The 16423-nt window shown below is 55.8% G+C and carries 18 protein-coding genes, 1 rRNA gene and 1 pseudogene; 10 read left to right on the top strand and 10 right to left on the bottom strand.

Annotated elements, in window-relative coordinates; all coding sequences use genetic code 11:
• Positions 1-80 precede the first annotated feature (80 nt).
• The 3 genes from RGU70_RS05200 to RGU70_RS05190 form a co-directional block, all read right to left on the bottom strand.
• On the bottom strand, positions 81-734 hold the full coding sequence (locus tag RGU70_RS05200; RefSeq protein WP_322208330.1) for a ParA family protein: 654 nt from the start codon (positions 732-734) through the stop codon (positions 81-83).
• A gap of 35 nt (positions 735-769) precedes the next feature.
• A complete protein-coding gene (locus RGU70_RS05195; protein WP_322208329.1) occupies positions 770-2140 on the bottom strand; it encodes a pitrilysin family protein in 1371 nt (456 codons plus the stop codon).
• Positions 2141-2210: 70 nt separating this feature from the next.
• Positions 2211-2393 carry a hypothetical protein gene (locus RGU70_RS05190; protein WP_322208328.1) on the bottom strand — a complete coding sequence of 61 codons (183 nt, stop codon included), beginning with the start codon at positions 2391-2393 and terminating at the stop codon, positions 2211-2213.
• Positions 2394-2453: 60 nt separating this feature from the next.
• Between RGU70_RS05190 and ftsY the strand changes: the two genes are divergently transcribed.
• The 4 genes from ftsY (at position 2454) to rpoH (ending at position 6447) form a co-directional block, all read left to right on the top strand.
• On the top strand, positions 2454-3479 hold the full coding sequence (gene ftsY / locus RGU70_RS05185) for a signal recognition particle-docking protein FtsY (RefSeq protein ID WP_322208327.1): 1026 nt from the start codon (positions 2454-2456) through the stop codon (positions 3477-3479).
• Between the two features lie 27 nt (positions 3480-3506).
• Entirely contained in the window at positions 3507-4190 is a 684-nt protein-coding gene (locus RGU70_RS05180; RefSeq protein ID WP_322208326.1) for a cell division ATP-binding protein FtsE, read from the top strand.
• On the top strand, positions 4187-5110 hold the full coding sequence (gene ftsX / locus RGU70_RS05175) for a permease-like cell division protein FtsX (RefSeq protein ID WP_322208325.1): 924 nt from the start codon (positions 4187-4189) through the stop codon (positions 5108-5110). Before RGU70_RS05180 ends, ftsX begins: the two co-directional genes overlap by 4 nt.
• Positions 5111-5544: 434 nt before the next feature.
• A complete protein-coding gene (rpoH, locus tag RGU70_RS05170) occupies positions 5545-6447 on the top strand; it encodes an RNA polymerase sigma factor RpoH (RefSeq protein WP_322208324.1) in 903 nt (300 codons plus the stop codon).
• A 133-nt stretch (positions 6448-6580) separates the two neighbouring features.
• Here rpoH and RGU70_RS05165 read toward each other — a convergent pair whose 3' ends face one another.
• Genes RGU70_RS05165 through RGU70_RS05145 form a run of 5 tightly spaced genes read right to left on the bottom strand, consistent with a single transcriptional unit; the run spans position 6581 to position 10529 of the window.
• Positions 6581-7183 carry an SCO family protein gene (locus RGU70_RS05165; protein WP_416186482.1) on the bottom strand — a complete coding sequence of 201 codons (603 nt, stop codon included), beginning with the start codon at positions 7181-7183 and terminating at the stop codon, positions 6581-6583.
• Positions 7180-8076 carry a heme o synthase gene (gene cyoE / locus RGU70_RS05160; RefSeq protein WP_322208323.1) on the bottom strand — a complete coding sequence of 299 codons (897 nt, stop codon included), beginning with the start codon at positions 8074-8076 and terminating at the stop codon, positions 7180-7182. The genes RGU70_RS05165 and cyoE overlap by 4 nt, the downstream gene beginning before the upstream one ends.
• A complete protein-coding gene (locus RGU70_RS05155; RefSeq protein WP_322208322.1) occupies positions 8076-9230 on the bottom strand; it encodes a COX15/CtaA family protein in 1155 nt (384 codons plus the stop codon). Before RGU70_RS05155 ends, cyoE begins: the two co-directional genes overlap by 1 nt.
• A gap of 8 nt (positions 9231-9238) precedes the next feature.
• On the bottom strand, positions 9239-9829 hold the full coding sequence (locus RGU70_RS05150; RefSeq protein ID WP_322208321.1) for a cytochrome C oxidase subunit I: 591 nt from the start codon (positions 9827-9829) through the stop codon (positions 9239-9241).
• The gene (locus tag RGU70_RS05145) at positions 9816-10529 is read right to left on the bottom strand and encodes an SURF1 family protein (protein ID WP_322208320.1); all 714 of its coding nucleotides are present in this window, start codon (positions 10527-10529) and stop codon (positions 9816-9818) included. The genes RGU70_RS05150 and RGU70_RS05145 overlap by 14 nt, the downstream gene beginning before the upstream one ends.
• An 85-nt stretch (positions 10530-10614) precedes the next feature.
• Here RGU70_RS05145 and RGU70_RS05140 point away from each other — a divergent pair, with 85 nt between their 5' ends.
• The 6 genes from RGU70_RS05140 (at position 10615) to RGU70_RS05115 (ending at position 15428) form a co-directional block, all read left to right on the top strand.
• A complete protein-coding gene (locus tag RGU70_RS05140; protein WP_322208319.1) occupies positions 10615-10818 on the top strand; it encodes a twin transmembrane helix small protein in 204 nt (67 codons plus the stop codon).
• A gap of 468 nt (positions 10819-11286) precedes the next feature.
• Positions 11287-11985 (top strand): GntR family transcriptional regulator, encoded by a 699-nt coding sequence (locus tag RGU70_RS05135; RefSeq protein WP_322208317.1) that lies wholly within the window; start codon positions 11287-11289, stop codon positions 11983-11985.
• 10 nt (positions 11986-11995) lie between these two features.
• Positions 11996-12373: a 4-carboxymuconolactone decarboxylase gene (gene pcaC, locus RGU70_RS05130; RefSeq protein WP_322208316.1), complete on the top strand. Its 378-nt coding sequence runs from the start codon at positions 11996-11998 to the stop codon at positions 12371-12373.
• Between the two features lie 11 nt (positions 12374-12384).
• On the top strand, positions 12385-13272 hold the full coding sequence (locus tag RGU70_RS05125; RefSeq protein WP_322210705.1) for an NAD(P)-dependent oxidoreductase: 888 nt from the start codon (positions 12385-12387) through the stop codon (positions 13270-13272).
• Positions 13273-13298: 26 nt separating this feature from the next.
• Positions 13299-14150 carry an N-acyl homoserine lactonase family protein gene (locus RGU70_RS05120; protein WP_322208315.1) on the top strand — a complete coding sequence of 284 codons (852 nt, stop codon included), beginning with the start codon at positions 13299-13301 and terminating at the stop codon, positions 14148-14150.
• A 51-nt stretch (positions 14151-14201) separates the two neighbouring features.
• Entirely contained in the window at positions 14202-15428 is a 1227-nt protein-coding gene (locus RGU70_RS05115) for an alpha/beta hydrolase (protein ID WP_322208314.1), read from the top strand.
• Positions 15429-15595: 167 nt separating this feature from the next.
• Here the strand turns inward: RGU70_RS05115 and RGU70_RS05110 are convergent.
• Positions 15596-15934: pseudogene (locus tag RGU70_RS05110) on the bottom strand (transposase); the annotation flags it as partial.
• 233 nt (positions 15935-16167) lie between these two features.
• Positions 16168-16280 (bottom strand): 5S ribosomal RNA (gene rrf, locus RGU70_RS05105).
• Positions 16281-16423 lie beyond the last annotated feature (143 nt).

Below are 16423 nucleotides of genomic sequence, written 5' to 3'. Positions count from 1 at the left end.
AGAAAGAGAATCAGTGAATCCGAAGGGGCAAAGGGGCAAAGGGGCCGAAGGGGGCGAAGTGGCAAACGCGCGTGGTGCATTCAAGCCTGCGGTTCCTGAAGGCGTATCGCAGGGCTTTCGACCCAGTCGAGGATGGACGACCACTGGTCGAGGTCGCGCTGCACGCGGCCGGGGGCCAGATCCCACAGGCTCAGGCCGTGTGCGGCCAGTTGCACGTAATTTTGCGTGTTGCGCAGCGTGCCGATCAGCGGCAGGTTCAGTTTTTCGATAAAGCGTTGCAGTTGCTCGGCGGAACGGGTGCGGGCATCGACCCGCATGCCGACAATGCCGACGTCGATATCGCCGTTGCGCACGGCTTTTTCGTCGGCCAGCCGTTGCAGAAATTCCTGCGTGGCAAAGATATCGAAAATCGACGGCTGCAAGGGAACGATGATCTTGTGCGCCATTTTCAGCACTTCATTGAGACGATGGCCGCGCAAGCCAGCGGGGGTATCCAGCACGACATGGCTGGTGCCTTTGGGCGGCCGGGCAATATGGTCGGAACGGATATCCCAGGTGACGATAGGCGGTGCCTCGGCGGGCCTGAGATTGAGCCAGGCAAGCGCCGATTGCTGGCGGTCGATGTCGCCCAGCAGAACCGCGTGGCCGCAAGCGGCGTAATAACCGGCCAGATTGGTCGCCAGCGTGCTTTTTCCGACACCGCCCTTGGGGTTGGCTACGATGATCACAGGCATACGTCCTCCGTTAGGATAAGAGTGGCAAGGTGCGATTAATGCAGCAGCGCTGGCGGAGGCGGTGCTTGCCGTCCGTTCAGCGGTAATGGTTGCAGGGTCACGACCGTCAACCCGTCGTCGCCGAAATATTTTTGCGCCGCCGCTTGCACCTGTTGCGCTGTGACGTCGCGGATGCGTTCGATGATGCGGTCAAGCTGGCGGTAGGAAATACCGGCCGATTCCAGCCCGCCGATTTCCATCGCCCGGGCAAATACCGAGTCCCTGCCGTAGATGCGGGAGGCGATCAATTGGGTCTTGATGCGCTGCAATTCCGCCGGTTCTACGCCTTGCGTGGCGATACGTGTGACTTCGGCGCGCAGTGCGGTTTCGAGCTGACTGGTGCTGACACCGGCGACCGGTGCGCCTTCCAGCACGAACAGTGCCGGTCCGCGTGCGGTGTATTCATCGTAACCGCTGCCGGCGCTGTTGGCGATCTTGTCGCCACGCACTAAGCGGGCTTTCAGGCGCGCATTGTCGTAGCCGTCCAGCACTGCCGACAAGACGGAAAGCGCGAAGACGTCATCGTCTTTTTCGACATCGCGCAGCACCGGCGCTTTGAAGGCCAGAATCACGAAGGGATTTTCCGCCGAGGCCTTGACCGTGGTGCGCCGGATGCCGCGCTGCTCAGGCTCATTCTGCGGTTTGCGCACAGGTAATTTTTTAGCGGCAATCGCGCCGAAATAGCGCTGGGCCAGCACCCGTACTTGTTCCGCATTGACGTCGCCGGCGATCACCAGCGTGGCATTGTTCGGCGCATACCAGCTGCGGTACCAGGTTTGCACGTCGCTCAGCGTCAAGTGCTCCAGATCATCCATCCAGCCGATGACCGGGTGGTGATAAGGATGGGCGGTGAACGCGGCGGCCTGCAGCGCTTCGATCGCCATGCCTTGCGGCTGATCGTCGGTGCGCCAGCGCCGCTCTTCCATCACAACCCGGATTTCACTGGCAAATTCGTGTTGATTGAATTGCAAGTTGCTCATGCGGTCGGCTTCCAGCGCCATGACGGACGCCAGCTTGGATTGATCGACCCGCTGAAAGTAAACCGTGGCGTCCTTGCTGGTGAAAGCGTTCTGACTGCCGCCCATGCGAGCGACCAGGCGGCTGAAATCGCCGGTCGGATGCCGTTTGGTGGCCTTGAACATCATGTGTTCCAGCGCATGCGACAGACCGGTGCGGCCGTTGACTTCGTCAATTGCTCCGACCTTGTACCAGAGCATCTGGGTGACGGCAGGTGTGCGGTGGTCTTCCAGCACAATCACTTTCATGCCGTTCGACAACATGAATTCATGTGTCGGCGCGGCATGTGCGGCCATTAGCGGAGCGAGCAAACAGGCACTCAAGATACTGCGGAGGATGTTCAATTTCATGGGCATGGCTCTGATAGAATGCGGGATTGCGCTACTTTACACTGCGCACTGCTGTTTGCTGTGCGCGGCCCTACGGGAAACCGGCGCTGTGATCGACTGCTTCGTTGACTGGCTCGCCTGTTATTGCCGGCGACGGCATGATCACCACATCGAATGCAAGTTCGGCCGCCTCTGCTGCCTCTGCCACCTCGACAGCTGCCATGTCATCGTTCTGCGTGGCGGGTCTTGGTTGCACGGGATTGTACCTGCTCATTGCACCGGCCTGCGTTTGCCGGGGCCCGATTGCTAACCGGTTTATTTCACACTATCGCCGATGTTTAGTTTTTTCAAGAAAAAACCCCCTGTTGACACCCCCTCCAACCCGGATCTAGCCGTAACCACGTCTGAGCCCATTCCCGCGCCGACCTCTGCCCCTGCACCCGATGTCGTGACGCCCGAGCAAAAACGTTCATGGGTGACCCGCCTCAAATCCGGTCTGGCGAAAACTTCCGGCAATCTGACCACGCTGTTTACCGGCACCCGGATTGACGATGCCCTGTTTGAAGAACTGGAATCGGCTTTGCTGGTGTCCGATGCAGGCATCGATGCGACCGGCGATCTGCTGGCCGCATTGCGCGTCAAGGTGCGTGATGAAAAACTGACGCAGCCAGAGCAGGTCAAAACGGCGTTGCGCACACTGTTGCTCGAATTATTGATGCCGCTGCAAAAACCGCTGGTGCTGGAACAACACCGGCCGTTGGTCATGATGATTGCCGGCGTCAATGGCGCGGGCAAGACGACCTCCATCGGCAAACTGGCCAAGCATTTGCAGGCGCATGGGCAATCGGTGCTGCTGGCCGCAGGCGACACCTTCCGCGCCGCTGCGCGCGAACAGCTGACCATCTGGGGCGAGCGTAACAATGTCGCGGTAATCGCCCAGGAATCGGGCGATCCGGCGGCGGTGGCCTTCGATGCCGTGCATTCGGCGCAGGCACGCGGCACGCATGTGGTGATGATCGATACCGCCGGTCGCTTGCCGACCCAGTTACATCTGATGGAAGAATTGAAAAAAATCAAACGCGTGATCGGCAAGGGACTGGATGGCGCGCCGCACGAAATTCTGCTCGTGATCGATGGCAATACCGGTCAGAACGCGCTGGCGCAGGTCAAGGCTTTCGATGACGCTCTCGGCCTGACCGGACTGATCATTACCAAGCTCGACGGCACTGCAAAAGGCGGCGTGCTGGCGGCGATTGCCCGGGCGCGGCCGATTCCGCTGTATTTCATCGGTGTCGGTGAAGCCATCGAAGACTTACAGCCGTTCAATGCCGCCGACTTTGTCGATGCGCTGCTCAATTGAACCCGGTGAAAATCAGGACTATCCCCCATGATTGAATTTGCCGCCGTCTCCAAACGCTATGCCGCAGACGTGTTTGCGCTGAGCGACGTCACGCTGTCGATCGCCCGCGGCGAGCTGGTGTTTCTGGCCGGGCCCTCTGGGGCGGGGAAATCGACTCTGCTCAAGATGATTGCGGCAATTGAGCGCCCTAGCAGCGGACAGTTAACCGTCAATGGCCAAAGCATCAACGCACTGAAACCTTCCGGCCTGCCCTATCTGCGCCGCAAGCTGGGTTTGATATTGCAGCAGCAACGGCTGCTGCCTGATCGCGATATTTTGCATAATGTGATGCTGCCGCTGATCGTGACCGGCGCTTCGCGCAGTGAGGCCGAAAAACGCGCTTGCGCTGCGCTCGACCGGGTCGGCTTGCTTGATCTGGCGTTGGCACCGCCGCTCACCTTGTCCGGCGGCGAGCAACAACGTGCGGCCATTGCCCGCGCCATCGTCAACCGGCCGCAAATCATTCTGGCCGATGAGCCGACGGCCAATCTGGATCGGGAAAATGCCGATAAAGTCCTCGATGCGATTAAATCGTTCCATGTTGCCGGCGTGACTTGCCTGATTTCAACGCATGACGAGTACACCCTGGCCGGGGCTGAGCGCATCGTTTATCTGGACCGTGGTCAGGTCGTTGACGGCTGGCATGGTCAGCCTGTGCAGGGGACGCCATGAATTGGCTGAGACAACATGCGTTTGCGCTCAGTGATGCCTTCGGTCACTTGTCGCGCGCGCCGGGTAATTTTTTCCTTAACGTACTGGTGGTCGCGATTGCGCTGGCCTTGCCCTGTGCCGGACTGACTTTGCTGGAAAATATCCGTCCGGTATCCGAACAGTTATCGGTCGAACCTGAGCTTAGCGTGTTTCTCAAGATGGATGCGCCCCGCTCCGCTGCGCTGGCGATGGCCGGGCAGATTGACGAACTGCTGCAACACAACGACATGCTCGGCAGCGCAGAATTCATCCCGCGCGAAAAAGCCTTCGACGCGCTCAAGAAAAAAACCGGCCTCAGTAGCGTTCTGACGACGCTGGGCGGCAATCCCTTGCCGGATAGCTATGTGGTGCGGCTGACCGGTTTGCGTAATGCGATGGATGCCGCCCGCGTCGATCTGATTGCCGATCAATTGCAAGCCTTGCCACATATTGATTCCGTACAAATCGATTCGGCATGGGTCAAGCGGCTGGCGGCTCTGCTGCGGATTTTGCGGATGCTGCTGCTGTTTCTGGGCGGTACGCTGAGTCTGGCGGTGGTCGCCGTGGTTTTCAATACGATCCGTATGCAAGTTTTGACGCAATACGAAGAAATCGAAGTCTCGCGTCTGCTCGGTGCCACCGATGCCTTTATCCATAGACCGTTTTACTATACCGGCGCCCTGCTGGGACTCGCCGCTGGCGTCCTCGGGCTGGGTGCCGTGGCGCTGAGTTTGCTGCCGCTGAATCAGACGATTGCTGAGTTTGCTTATTTGTATGGCTCCGAATTCCGCCTGGCCCCGCTGAGTCTGTGGCCATCTCTTGGCCTGTTGGCTGTCAGCGCTTTGCTCGGGCTACTAGGTGCAATGCTGTCAGTGCGACGGCATTTGCGCCGTCTTCAGTAGAAAATGGGGCGATAAACCCCGACAAACCCCTCTAATCACACTTTGTTACAGAAATCAGGACGATACAAGCAACTTTGAGTGGCAATATGTACTCTTACGCTCTGTTTTGTCACTCGCCGTGGTCAATTGTGGCAATTATTCATGTCTGCACCTCCCAGGGTCCTCTGAATTAGTGGCGCAAGCTTAGTAAGAACGCCGCCCCACTCGAGCACAACGGACAACCGACCCTGAGCTTGCGCCGAGCACTGGCTTCCTCTGATATTTGTTGGCAGCGCTCGAAGATATAGTCCGCCTATCGCGCCCTTCGCAAATTCCGATTAGCACTCGCCGTGTACGAGTGCTAAAATATTTGCACAGCATTTCCATTTCAATGGAATTTGTTTTTTCTCCGCTGATCGGCATACCCCCTAAGCGGATGAATTTAAAGGAGAATTATGAAAGCAGCGTCCGCACAAACAGTGCCCGTTACTATTGAAAATAATGCATTGGCCTTAGGCTTCACAGGAAGCCTGGGCAATATTGATGCCTATATCTCTGCCGTCAATCGCCTGCCCATGCTCACGCAAGAAGAAGAAATCTCTCTTGCGCGCAGCCTCAGTGAGCAAAACGACCTTGCCGCCGCACAAAAATTAGTGCTCTCGCATTTGCGCCTGGTGGTGTCGATCGCGCGCGGTTATCTCGGTTACGGCTTGCCCCATGCCGATTTGATACAGGAAGGCAATATCGGCCTGATGAAAGCCGTCAAGCGTTTCGATCCGAATCAGGGGGTACGGCTGGTGTCGTACGCCATGCACTGGATCAAAGCGGAAATGCACGAATATATTTTGAAGAACTGGCGCTTGGTTAAAGTCGCCACAACCAAGGCGCAGCGCAAACTGTTTTTCAATTTGCGCAGCCACAAGACTGGCCTGGAAACCATGACACCGGCGCAAGTCGATGCCTTGGCAAGCATGCTCAAGGTCAAGCCCGAAGAAGTGATCGAAATGGAAATGCGTCTGTCGGGCCGGGATGTCGCACTGGAAGCCCCTACCGACAGTGGCGACGACGATAAATTCGCGCCGATTGCCTATCTCTCATCGGATACCACTGAGCCGACCAAAATCCTTGAGGCGAAGCAGTACGACCGCCTTCAATCGGAAGGACTCGAAGATGCCCTGGGTAAGCTGGATGCCCGCTCACGCCGTATCGTCGAGGCGCGCTGGCTGGCTAACGATGACGGCTCAGGAGCAACGCTGCATGAGCTGGCAGAGGAATTCGGCGTATCGGCCGAACGCATACGACAAATTGAAGTGGTCGCACTGAAGAAGATGAAGGGCGCATTGCAGGCTTATGCCTAAACTGCAATGTCGAAAAGCCTAGCCACGATCACCATCGAGGCTGGCCCTCCCAATAAAAAAGCGCCGATCTGATCAGATCGGCGCTTTTTTAACATCATAAATACACATGCTGAAAACCTGTCACACCAAGCAATCAGGAAAGTAGCAATTTCAAGTCATGTACCAGAGCAGCAGTCCCCTCGCCATGACGCACAAACAAGCGCAAGTGTCCTTGGGTGTCGAAGACATAACTACCAGCCGTATGATCCATCGTATAGCTTCCGGGCGTTTTCCCTGGCACTTTCTGATAAAACACCTTGAATTCCTTCGCTACCGCAGCGGTCTGGGTCATATCTCCGCGCAGCCCCAGGAAACGCGGATCGAACGCTGGCACATATTGCGCCAGCAAGGCCTGCGTATCGCGCTCCGGATCAATGGTCACGAATAAGACCTGCATCCGATCCGCCTGCGGCCCAAGTTCTTTCATCACGTTAGCCAGCTCGACCATCGTTGTCGGGCAGACGTCTGGACACTGGGTATAGCCGAAGAAAATCAGAACAGCCTTGCCTTTGAAGTCAGCCAGCGTGCGCGCTTTACCGGTGTGGTCAGTCAAGGCGAAATCACGCGCATAAGCAAGTCCGGTGACATCGGTATTACTGAACTTAGCGCCGGAGGCCTCACCGTCTTTTTGGCTGCACGCACCCAGAGCCAACAGCGCAACTAACATCAGGGAAAAGATAGAAAAGCGTTTAATCATAGTAGGCGAAATAAGAAGTAGTGATCGACCAGCAAGGCCGCAAACAGCAAAGACAAATAAATGATGGAGTAAGCGAAAGTGCGGCGCGCAATCAAATCCGTATAGTGACGGTAAATCTGCCACGCATACCAGAGAAAAACGATACCCAGCACGCTGGCGCTCACCAGGTAAATCAAGCCACTCATGCCGACGGCAAACGGCAGCATCGTTGTCGCCACCAGCGCAATCGTGTAGAGCCAGATATGGAACTGCGTCAATTGCATGCCGTGGGTAATCGGCAGCATGGGCAAACCGGACTTGGCGTAATCATCGCGCCGATACATCGCCAGCGCCCAGAAATGCGGCGGCGTCCACATGAAGATAATGAGTACCAGAATCCACGCCTGCATAGGCACGTCGTTGGCAATCGCCGCCCAGCCGAGCGCAGGCGGCATAGCGCCGGACAGTCCACCGATGACGATATTCTGCGGCGTCGCCGGCTTCAGGATGATGGTGTAGATGACGGCATAACCAACGAAAGTGGCGAGTGTCAGCCACATGGTCAAGGGATTGACCAGCGCATACAGTATCCACATGCCCAAACCGCCGATGACGCTGGAAAATATCAGCGTCTGGTGGACGGTAATTTCACCGAGCGCCATCGGCCGCCGCGCAGTACGCGCCATGCGCGAATCGATTTCCCGCTCGACCAGACAATTGACGGCAAAGGCCGCGCCGGCAAGCAGCCAGATCCCTGCCGTCGCAAACAAGACAGTGCGCCACCCCGGTAAATCGGGCGTTGCCAGGAACATACCGATGACGGCGCAAAATACCGCCAGCTGCGTCACGCGCGGCTTGGTCAGCGCCCAGTATTGGGCAATACGATTAGGAACAGGGACAGTCAAAGTGGTCATCAGGTTGATTCCGGGCGGGACCGGACGGAGGCGGAGGCCGATAGGCCATCTTCTGTAAAAACGGTAGGGGCAATACCGACGGCGAGCGGCGCATATCTGGCCTTGTAGTTTAGCATGACCAGCAGCAGCAGCAGCGCCGCCGCCCCGCCGTTATGCAAGACGGCAATCGCCAGCGGCCAGCTGAGAAAAATCGTTGCCAATCCGGTCGTCAGTTGTAGGGCAATGACAAACAATAAACCTTGCCCGGTCCTGCGCAAACCGGGTTCACGCAAGGCGGCCCGGGCGACCCAGACGATGACCGCAATGACCACGAATGCGAACGTCCGGTGCACCCAATGAATGGCAGTCAGTGCCGGAAACGGCAGGTAGTCGCCATTGGCCGTTTTTCCCAGATGTCGCCACAGGGTAAATCCGTTTTCAAAATCCATCTGCGGCAACAAAGCGCCCTGGCACAGAGGAAAGTCCATGCACGCCAGCGTCGCGTAATTGGTACTGACCCACCCTCCCAGCGCAATTTGCATCACCAGCACGATGCCGGCAATCAAGGCCGGCACGGCCAGCGCACGCCCCGCCGCAGTCACTTGACGATGCGCGCTTTGCTGCGCTACCAGCCATGTCAGTAATCCCAGCAGTGCCAGTCCCAGCAGCAGATGCGTGGTGACGATGACCGGCTGCAACTTGAGCGTCACGGTCCAGGCACCGAAGGCGCCTTGCAAGCAAACACATAAAAACAGCACCGTTGGGAATATCGGAGAAAAACGTGCCGCGCTTTTGCGCGTCTTGTGCCAGCGGTACCAGCCACTCAGCAGCAACGCCGTAATCAACACCCCAACACCCATCGCCAGATAGCGGTGGATCATTTCTATCCACGCTTTGCCCAGAGTAACCGGTCCTGTTGGCATCGCCTCCTGAGCGGCGCTGATGGCAGCGTGCGCCAGCAGAGGATTGGAGTGGCCATAGCATCCGGGCCAGTCGGGGCAACCCAGCCCGGAATCGGTGAGTCGGGTGAAAGCGCCAAACATAATCAGGTCGAAGGTCAAAAACAAAGCGACAGAGGCCAGTTTTCGATATTTCCCGGAATCGGCCGCCATCCAGACCATTGTCAGGGGCAGCAAAGCGGCAATCATGCCCATCACGGCAAGTTGAATCAACATATATGCACTTATCCTATGCTGGAAGCTTTGAGCAGTTTCGACAGGTCTTTTTTGATGAGATTGGGGTCGGCATCCTTGGGGAAACGCATCATCAGATTGCCGCGCGGATCAATGAGGTAAATATGGTCCTGTACTGTCGTCTCAGGCAGTGTCGGCAGCCAGGCCTTGAGCAAAGCGGGATCGACACGCAACATCCGTGTGCCGTCATATTCACGCATCACCATGGTATCGAGCGGAGCTTGGTCGGTGATCAGCCAGACGCGCTCAATGCGCTCCATTTCCTTGCCTTGCATCAGACGAAGTTGCCGCAACGACAGTAACTTGTTACGGCAACTATCGCCGCAATCGCCGCTATCGGCCTGCAACATGATCCATTTGCCTTTGTAGTCATTGAGCGATGCGGGCGCGCCGCTCAACAAGTGGCTGTCGAGCGCCGGAATAGGATAGTTGCGTGGATCGATCAGTGTCCCGTAGTTAGTCCGTCCCTCGGGTTTGATCACATAGTAAGTGAGATAAGAACCGATCATCGGCATTGCGCACACCAGCAGAATCAGCAACAGCCACCAGCGGCCGCGCCCTTTTTGTTTATTTTGATCCACGTCGAAATCCCGTCACAACAAAGAATAATATGGCCATCGCCGCCAGTGCATACCATTGAAATTCGTAGCCCCGGTGACGTTCTATACCCAACGATGGCGCCGGCCAGTCGCGCACCAGTCCATCGGCCGCATCGCCAGCCTGCTGCACCACCAAGGGCAACAAAGGAAGGCCGGATGCTTTTGCCAGCGCATCCACATCGAGATTTTGGAGTATCGCACCCGGTTGCAATGGCGGCGCGGCGCCCAACTGCATCACATGTCCGGTATCGCTCCTGACCGTTCCCTCGATTTCCACTTGTCCGCTGACTGGCGTCGTCGTCGGCAAGCGGGTGCGATCGACCGGATTGCGCGGCACCCAACCACGCTCGACGGTCACCACACGGTCGACACCCTCCAGCTTGAATGGCGTCAACACATAAAATCCAGCCTGGCCATTGTAGGGGCGGTTATCCAGATACATCGTCCATGCCGGGAGAAAAGCACCGCGCAAGAGTACGCGCCGGTATTCCAGCTCGGTTGGCGGCAGGTTTGCCTGGGCCAGCCGCACCGGTGCTATGTGCTGCCGCAGCGACAGTTTGCTTTCTATGGATTGCTTTTGTTCGGCGCGCCTTGCCTGCCATTGGGCCAGCGATACGCCAAGGCTGGCAACCATGACAGTCGCAATAAAGGGGACCCAGCGGAAACGGAACCTGATTTGCATTACTTCGTTCGCATACAATAGGATTTCACTTATTTTGTTGCGGTCTGCCGATACCGGACATCGATGCCGACGGCCGCCCTTTGCCATGAAAATTATTGTTGCCATTGCCTTCCTGCTCATCATCGGCAGTCTCGCCTCCGCGCTCGTCTTTCTGATGCGCGACAAGGGGAAAAGTAACCGTACTGTGCAGGCATTGACCTTGCGGGTCGGCTTTTCTGTTTTGCTGTTTATCTTGCTACTGATCGCCTACAAATTCGGATGGATTCAACCCACGGGCATTCGCGGATAAATCATAGGAAATCTTCGGTCAATTTTTAGCCTGTCTCAGTAAACTGACCACTGATCAACGTAGCCCATTGTAACTGCAACGTCTCGTTGCTGTTGGTCCCATCCCGCTTATCAGGTGCCGCCAGGAAGCAGTTGGTACCCAATCCTGATAGGTTGACAGTATTGCCTCAGAAACGCTCGATGCACTGCACCGGGCGTTTTGTGTTTCAAGGCGACGCATGCTCACTCGTGCTTATAAATGTCAACTGACTGGACTAGGGCGTGCGCTAGATTCCACCTTTGCCAGTTTCGCGCAAACATTCCAGCGAGAGAATCCTGGCCAGACTACTTGCGTCTGGCCATAGAATCGCCATGCCCTGCTCCCATTTTGTCTATTTAGTCGACGCGCTTAGCTCATAAAATAGGGATCACCTTTTTACATATCAATCTTATTGACAGATTGTCTGACAATTTATAGAATGCGTTTATTATGATTACCGAATCCCCCACGCCACTTCGAAAACCCGACAGCTTGCGCAGCCAGGTAGAAAACTACCTGCGTGAAGCGATCATGAATGGCCGCTTCAAGCCGGGCGAGAAGTTGAGTGAACGTGAGTTATGCGAATTGCTGGATGTGAGCCGCCCGTCTTTAAGAGAAGCGCTGCGCAAGCTGGAAGCGGAAAAACTCATCACCATGGTGCTGCACCGTGGTCCGATGGTGTCGTCGATTTCGCTCGCAGAGGCACGCGACCTTTACGCGATCCGGGCGCTGTTTGAAAGCTATGCGGTCTCCGGATTCGCCAAATTGGCCTCTGACGAAGCGGTTGCACGTCTTGGCGACGTCGTGCAAACACTCAAGGACGAAGCCGCCAGCGGTGATCGCAAACGGCTACTTGCCGCCAAGGCTGATTTTTATGATGTCATTTTGAATGGCTGCGGTAACGCGCTCATTAAAGAGATGCTGCTGAGTTTGCTGTCGCGGATCAATCTGCTGCGCGCCACTTCGTTCTCCAGCCCCGACAGGCTGCCGGAAAGCCTGAAGGAAATCGATCAGCTCTATGCCCATATCAAGGCAAGAAACGCTGATGCAGCAGGAAAAGCCGCTGTTCTGCACATTCAAAACGCTGAAAAAGCCGCATTGGACGTACTGTCCCAAGAACAACCACTGGCACTACCAACCCCCTCATAAGGAGCACTACATGAATCAGGAACTGTTTGATATTGGCCTCCAGACCCGTCGTGAAGTACTTGGCGCAGAGTACGTTGATGCATCGATCAAAAATGCCGACGACTTCAATCTTCCTATGCAAGAGCTGGTCACACAGTATTGCTGGGGCGACATCTGGAATCGTCCGGGCCTCGACCGTCGTACCCGCAGTTTCCTGAACCTCGCCATGCTCACTGCCTTGAATCGTCCGCACGAAGTCAAACTGCATGTGCGCGGCGCTATCAATAACGGCCTCTCCAAAGAAGATATTCAGGAAGTATTTCTGCAGGCTGCCATTTATTGCGGCGTTCCTGCTGCGATCGACAGCTTCAAAATCGCCAAGGAAGTATTCAAGGAAATGGGTATCTGAAGAGGATCATGATGAATAAATCCATTTGCTTTATCGGCCTGGGGATGATGGGTTATCCCATGGCGGCCTTGCTTGCCAAGGCCGGATATGCCCTCCAGGTATCGGACGCCGACCCGCTCAAAGCTAAACAGTTTGCCGATGAATATCAGGCACAGGTATTGGATACGGGGACAGATAAACTGACGCCGGTCGATATCGTCATCACCATGCTCCCTAACTCCGAGATCGTGGAGTCGGTCATTCTGGGCAAGAACAAGGATGGCCTCGCCTACCGTCTACCGGTAGCGACGACCTTCATCGATATGAGCTCCTCCGAGCCGATGCGCTCGCGGCAGTTATCCGCGACGCTGGCCGCAATGGGTCAGGCCTATATTGATGCGCCTGTTTCCGGGGGAGTCAAAAAAGCGGTCGATGGCAGTCTGGCAATCATGGTCGGCGGTGCTGCCGCTACCTACGCGGCGTGTACTGAAGTCTTGCAATGTCTGGGAAAAACCCTGTTCCATGTCGGCGACGCCGGTGCGGGCCATGCGATGAAAGCCTTAAACAATTATGTCTCGGCAGCGGGCCTGATCGCCGCGGTAGAAGCCTTGCATGTCGGTCAGATGTTTGGTCTTGACCCGGCAATCATGACGGATGTCCTCAATACTTCCACCGGGCGCAACAATACGACTGAGGGCAAAGTAAAGCAATTCATGTTGAGCGGCACCTTCGGTTCTGGTTTTTCTCTGCAGCTTATGACCAAGGATTTGGGCGTGGCGATGAAACTCGGTCAGGAGCTGAACTACCCGATGAATTTGGGTAATGAATGTCTCAAGATTTGGAAAGATGCCGCGCAGTCGCTGGATCGTACCGCCGATCACACCGAAATGTACCGCCTGCTGGCAGACGCCCGCGGCTAATTGCCACTACCCTGAAACGACTTCAGATGAATACCGAAGCACTCCCGCAGTACGAGGTGTATGCCATCCGATATGCCACCGTGGCGCGCAAGCGCGCGGAGAATTTCATGGTCTACGATCCGCATGAAGGGCCTATGCCGATGGACTATTTTGTGTGGGTCATACGGGATGCAAACCGAGATACCAACCAGGATACCAACCGGGATGCTGATCGGGTCATCGTTGTCGATACGGGTTTCAATGAAGCTGCCGCGAAAGAACGAAAGCGTCACTTTCTGCGCTGTCCGATCGCCGCTCTGTCCGGCTTGGGAATTACGCCGGAGCAGGTCAGCGACGTCATCCTGACGCATTTGCATTACGACCATGCGGGCAACATCAAACTGTTGCCGAATGCCCTCATGCATTTGCAGGAAGCGGAACTACAGTACGCCACTGGCAGGTACATGCAATACGATCTTCTCCGACACGCTTATGCCGTCGACGACGTGGTGGACGTGGTGCGCGGCGTCTATGAAAAGCGGGTGAAATTTTATTCCGGAGACGCCGAATTCGCACCGGGAATTCAACTGATTCATGTCGGCGGACATACCAAAGGTCTCCAGGCAGTGCGCGTGCATACGGCGCGTGGCTGGGTCGTACTGGCTTCCGACGCCAGCCATTTTTACGACAACATCCATAATGAATCGCCGTTCCCCATCGTGCTGCATGTCGGCGACATGCTTGATGGTTACGTGAAGCTGCAACAGCTGGCAGACAGTCCCGATCACTTGATCCCCGGTCACGACCCACTGGTATTGACCTCCTACCCGACATTCGACGATGCGGGCGATGAGATTGTTAGTCTGCATCTGCCGCCGCTTTCTGCATCAATGGCCTGAGCCTTTGGTCCGTTGGCAATCGAACACTCTCACATTTAATTACTCCATCTCATGACTACTGCAGAGCGGCTGTTCACCCGGGTCGGGCATATTCTCAACGACCAGGAGTTTCCGAGACTGACGGCAGGCTTGACGGCTGCCGTCAGATTAACCGTTGGTGATCGCTCATTGAATATCAAATTTGAAGATCAATGTGCCACGATCCAACAGGAAGTTGATGACATTCGAGTGTCAGTCAAAGCATCCGAAGGCGCGTGGGAAATACTTTTGCAATCTCCGCCACCGCCGACTTTTCACTCTTTCACGGCCTTGCAACTCGTCAACAATGAATTTGAAATCAGTGGTGATCCGCTCTGGGTGGCGCGATGCCGGCCGGCGTTGGAACGCCTGATCGAGCGTCTCGTTGATTCGCCGGTTCGCTCACATCCGACACCCGCCAGGAATATCGAACAGATCGTTGCCGGTTATCGTACCGTGCGCACAGAAGAGTCAGAATTTGATTTGTACGTGGAACACGCAGGCCAGGGAATACCGGTCTTGTTTCTGCATACTGCGGGTGCGGATTCACGGCAATTTCTCGGCCAGATGGCAGACATTGAAATGGCGCAATCGTATTCGATGTGGGCTGTTGACATGCCATTTCATGGCAAGTCCTTGCCCCCGCTATGCTGGAATGGTGCGACTTATACCCTTACCAGCACCCGCTATTTATCGTGGTGCGTGGCGATGCTGGAACAAGTGATTAAAACGAAGGCGATTATCGTCGGTGGTTCGATGGGCGCTGCAATGACGATGATGCTTGCGGCCAAGCGACCGGATCTGGTTGCCGGGATTGTGGCCGTCGAACCGCCGTTCCGTTCAACCGGGCGCCGCAATCCTTTCCAGCATCATGCGGAAATACATGGTGCAATGCATAACGCCAGTTTCGTGCGCGGATTAATGAGTCCTGAGAGCCCGGAAGCCAACCGTCGACGTGCGGCATGGATCTATTCGCAAGGCGCGCCGGGTGTCTATGGCGGCGATCTGGCCTTTTACAGCGATGAGTTTGACGGCGCAGTCATCGGCCCGCAAATCGACACGACAAAAACGCCCGTGACTTTATTGAGTGGCACCTATGACTATTCAGCCACGCCGGAAGATGGTCAAAAATTACAATCCGTGATCACTGGTTCAACATTGGAGATTATGGAGGGTCTCGGACACTTTCCTATGTGCGAACATCCTGACCTGTTCCGGCCGCATCTGCTTAAAGCGCTTGAGCGTATCTGGGGAGGGTAAGGTCAGTTTCACATTGCTAGCCCATGCTTCCCGCTGCAGCAAGATGTGGATGCGTCGATAACCAAAGCGCCGACGCTGACCCGCGATGTCGGTGATGCGCTCACGCAGGATCTGATTGCCCTCCGTTCGGCGTTGGTAGCGCAAGACGGAAGTGGACATGTTGATCAGCCCACGGGCCCGACGTTCAGACAGTTGCCATTCGGTTTGAAGAACGGCGACCGCTTCCCGTCTTTCCTGTGGGCTTACCATTTTCGCGAAACAAGGTCCTTGAGCGCGGCATTGTCGGGCATTGATTCTGCCAACAAGCGTTTCAACTTGGCGCTCTCTGCTTCAAGAACCTTGAGTCGTTGTGCTTCGGATACCGCCATCCCGCCGAATTTCGCTTTCCAGTTGTAATAGGTGGCGTCGCTAATACCGTGTTTCCGGCAAAGCTACGCCACTTTTACACCAGTTTCCGCTTCTTTTAATACGCCAATGATCTGTTCTTCCGTGAATCGATTCTTCATGCTTGCCTCCTTAGGGGCAAACTCTACATTATTGCCGTACTAATCTCGGGGAGCAGGTCATACTCAGACTTGATGCTCATGTTTGGGGCAGGTCAGCTCGACGCTTACGATTCTACTGCGCGCTGTCGCTAATTCTTGGGGGCAGGTCACAAAGCCGCTACGCTGAAGATTATTGAGTTGAAATAGAAAAAGGGCCGTAGCGGTTAAGCTAGGGCCCTTTTATTTAAAACAAAGCCTGACGATGACCTACTTTCACACTGGTTGCAGCACTATCATTGGCGCGAAGTCGTTTCACGGTCCTGTTCGGGATGGGAAGGGGTGGTACCAACTTGCTATAGTCATCAGGCATAACTTGTAACACTCGGTGCTCTCCAACGGGAGCAGCACAAAGCGCAATCTGGGAAGAAGTAAAGTTGGCATCTCTGGGCAGAGACGCCGGGTGTGTTGTACCGACCAAGGCAAACACAAATCTCATCGAATATAACCAGC

This window comes from Herbaspirillum sp. RTI4 (assembly GCF_034313965.1).
Taxonomy (GTDB): domain Bacteria; phylum Pseudomonadota; class Gammaproteobacteria; order Burkholderiales; family Burkholderiaceae_D; genus Herbaspirillum.
Note: the sequence above shows the minus strand (reverse complement) of the source record. Positions and strands in the feature narration are given on the sequence as shown.

Excerpts from the sequence above, each read along its gene's own strand:
- RGU70_RS05200 (WP_322208330.1), bottom strand. The coding sequence starts at position 734 with ATGCCTGTGATCATCGTAGCCAACCCCAAGGGCGGTGTCGGAAAAAGC.
- RGU70_RS05195 (WP_322208329.1), bottom strand. The coding sequence starts at position 2,140 with ATGAAATTGAACATCCTCCGCAGTATCTTGAGTGCCTGTTTGCTCGCT.
- RGU70_RS05190 (WP_322208328.1), bottom strand. The coding sequence starts at position 2,393 with ATGAGCAGGTACAATCCCGTGCAACCAAGACCCGCCACGCAGAACGAT.
- ftsY (WP_322208327.1), top strand. The coding sequence starts at position 2,454 with ATGTTTAGTTTTTTCAAGAAAAAACCCCCTGTTGACACCCCCTCCAAC.
- RGU70_RS05180 (WP_322208326.1), top strand. The coding sequence starts at position 3,507 with ATGATTGAATTTGCCGCCGTCTCCAAACGCTATGCCGCAGACGTGTTT.
- ftsX (WP_322208325.1), top strand. The coding sequence starts at position 4,187 with ATGAATTGGCTGAGACAACATGCGTTTGCGCTCAGTGATGCCTTCGGT.
- rpoH (WP_322208324.1), top strand. The coding sequence starts at position 5,545 with ATGAAAGCAGCGTCCGCACAAACAGTGCCCGTTACTATTGAAAATAAT.
- RGU70_RS05165 (WP_416186482.1), bottom strand. The coding sequence starts at position 7,183 with ATGATTAAACGCTTTTCTATCTTTTCCCTGATGTTAGTTGCGCTGTTG.
- cyoE (WP_322208323.1), bottom strand. The coding sequence starts at position 8,076 with ATGACCACTTTGACTGTCCCTGTTCCTAATCGTATTGCCCAATACTGG.
- RGU70_RS05155 (WP_322208322.1), bottom strand. The coding sequence starts at position 9,230 with ATGTTGATTCAACTTGCCGTGATGGGCATGATTGCCGCTTTGCTGCCC.
- RGU70_RS05145 (WP_322208320.1), bottom strand. The coding sequence starts at position 10,529 with ATGCAAATCAGGTTCCGTTTCCGCTGGGTCCCCTTTATTGCGACTGTC.
- RGU70_RS05140 (WP_322208319.1), top strand. The coding sequence starts at position 10,615 with ATGAAAATTATTGTTGCCATTGCCTTCCTGCTCATCATCGGCAGTCTC.
- RGU70_RS05135 (WP_322208317.1), top strand. The coding sequence starts at position 11,287 with ATGATTACCGAATCCCCCACGCCACTTCGAAAACCCGACAGCTTGCGC.
- pcaC (WP_322208316.1), top strand. The coding sequence starts at position 11,996 with ATGAATCAGGAACTGTTTGATATTGGCCTCCAGACCCGTCGTGAAGTA.
- RGU70_RS05125 (WP_322210705.1), top strand. The coding sequence starts at position 12,385 with ATGAATAAATCCATTTGCTTTATCGGCCTGGGGATGATGGGTTATCCC.
- RGU70_RS05120 (WP_322208315.1), top strand. The coding sequence starts at position 13,299 with ATGAATACCGAAGCACTCCCGCAGTACGAGGTGTATGCCATCCGATAT.
- RGU70_RS05115 (WP_322208314.1), top strand. The coding sequence starts at position 14,202 with ATGACTACTGCAGAGCGGCTGTTCACCCGGGTCGGGCATATTCTCAAC.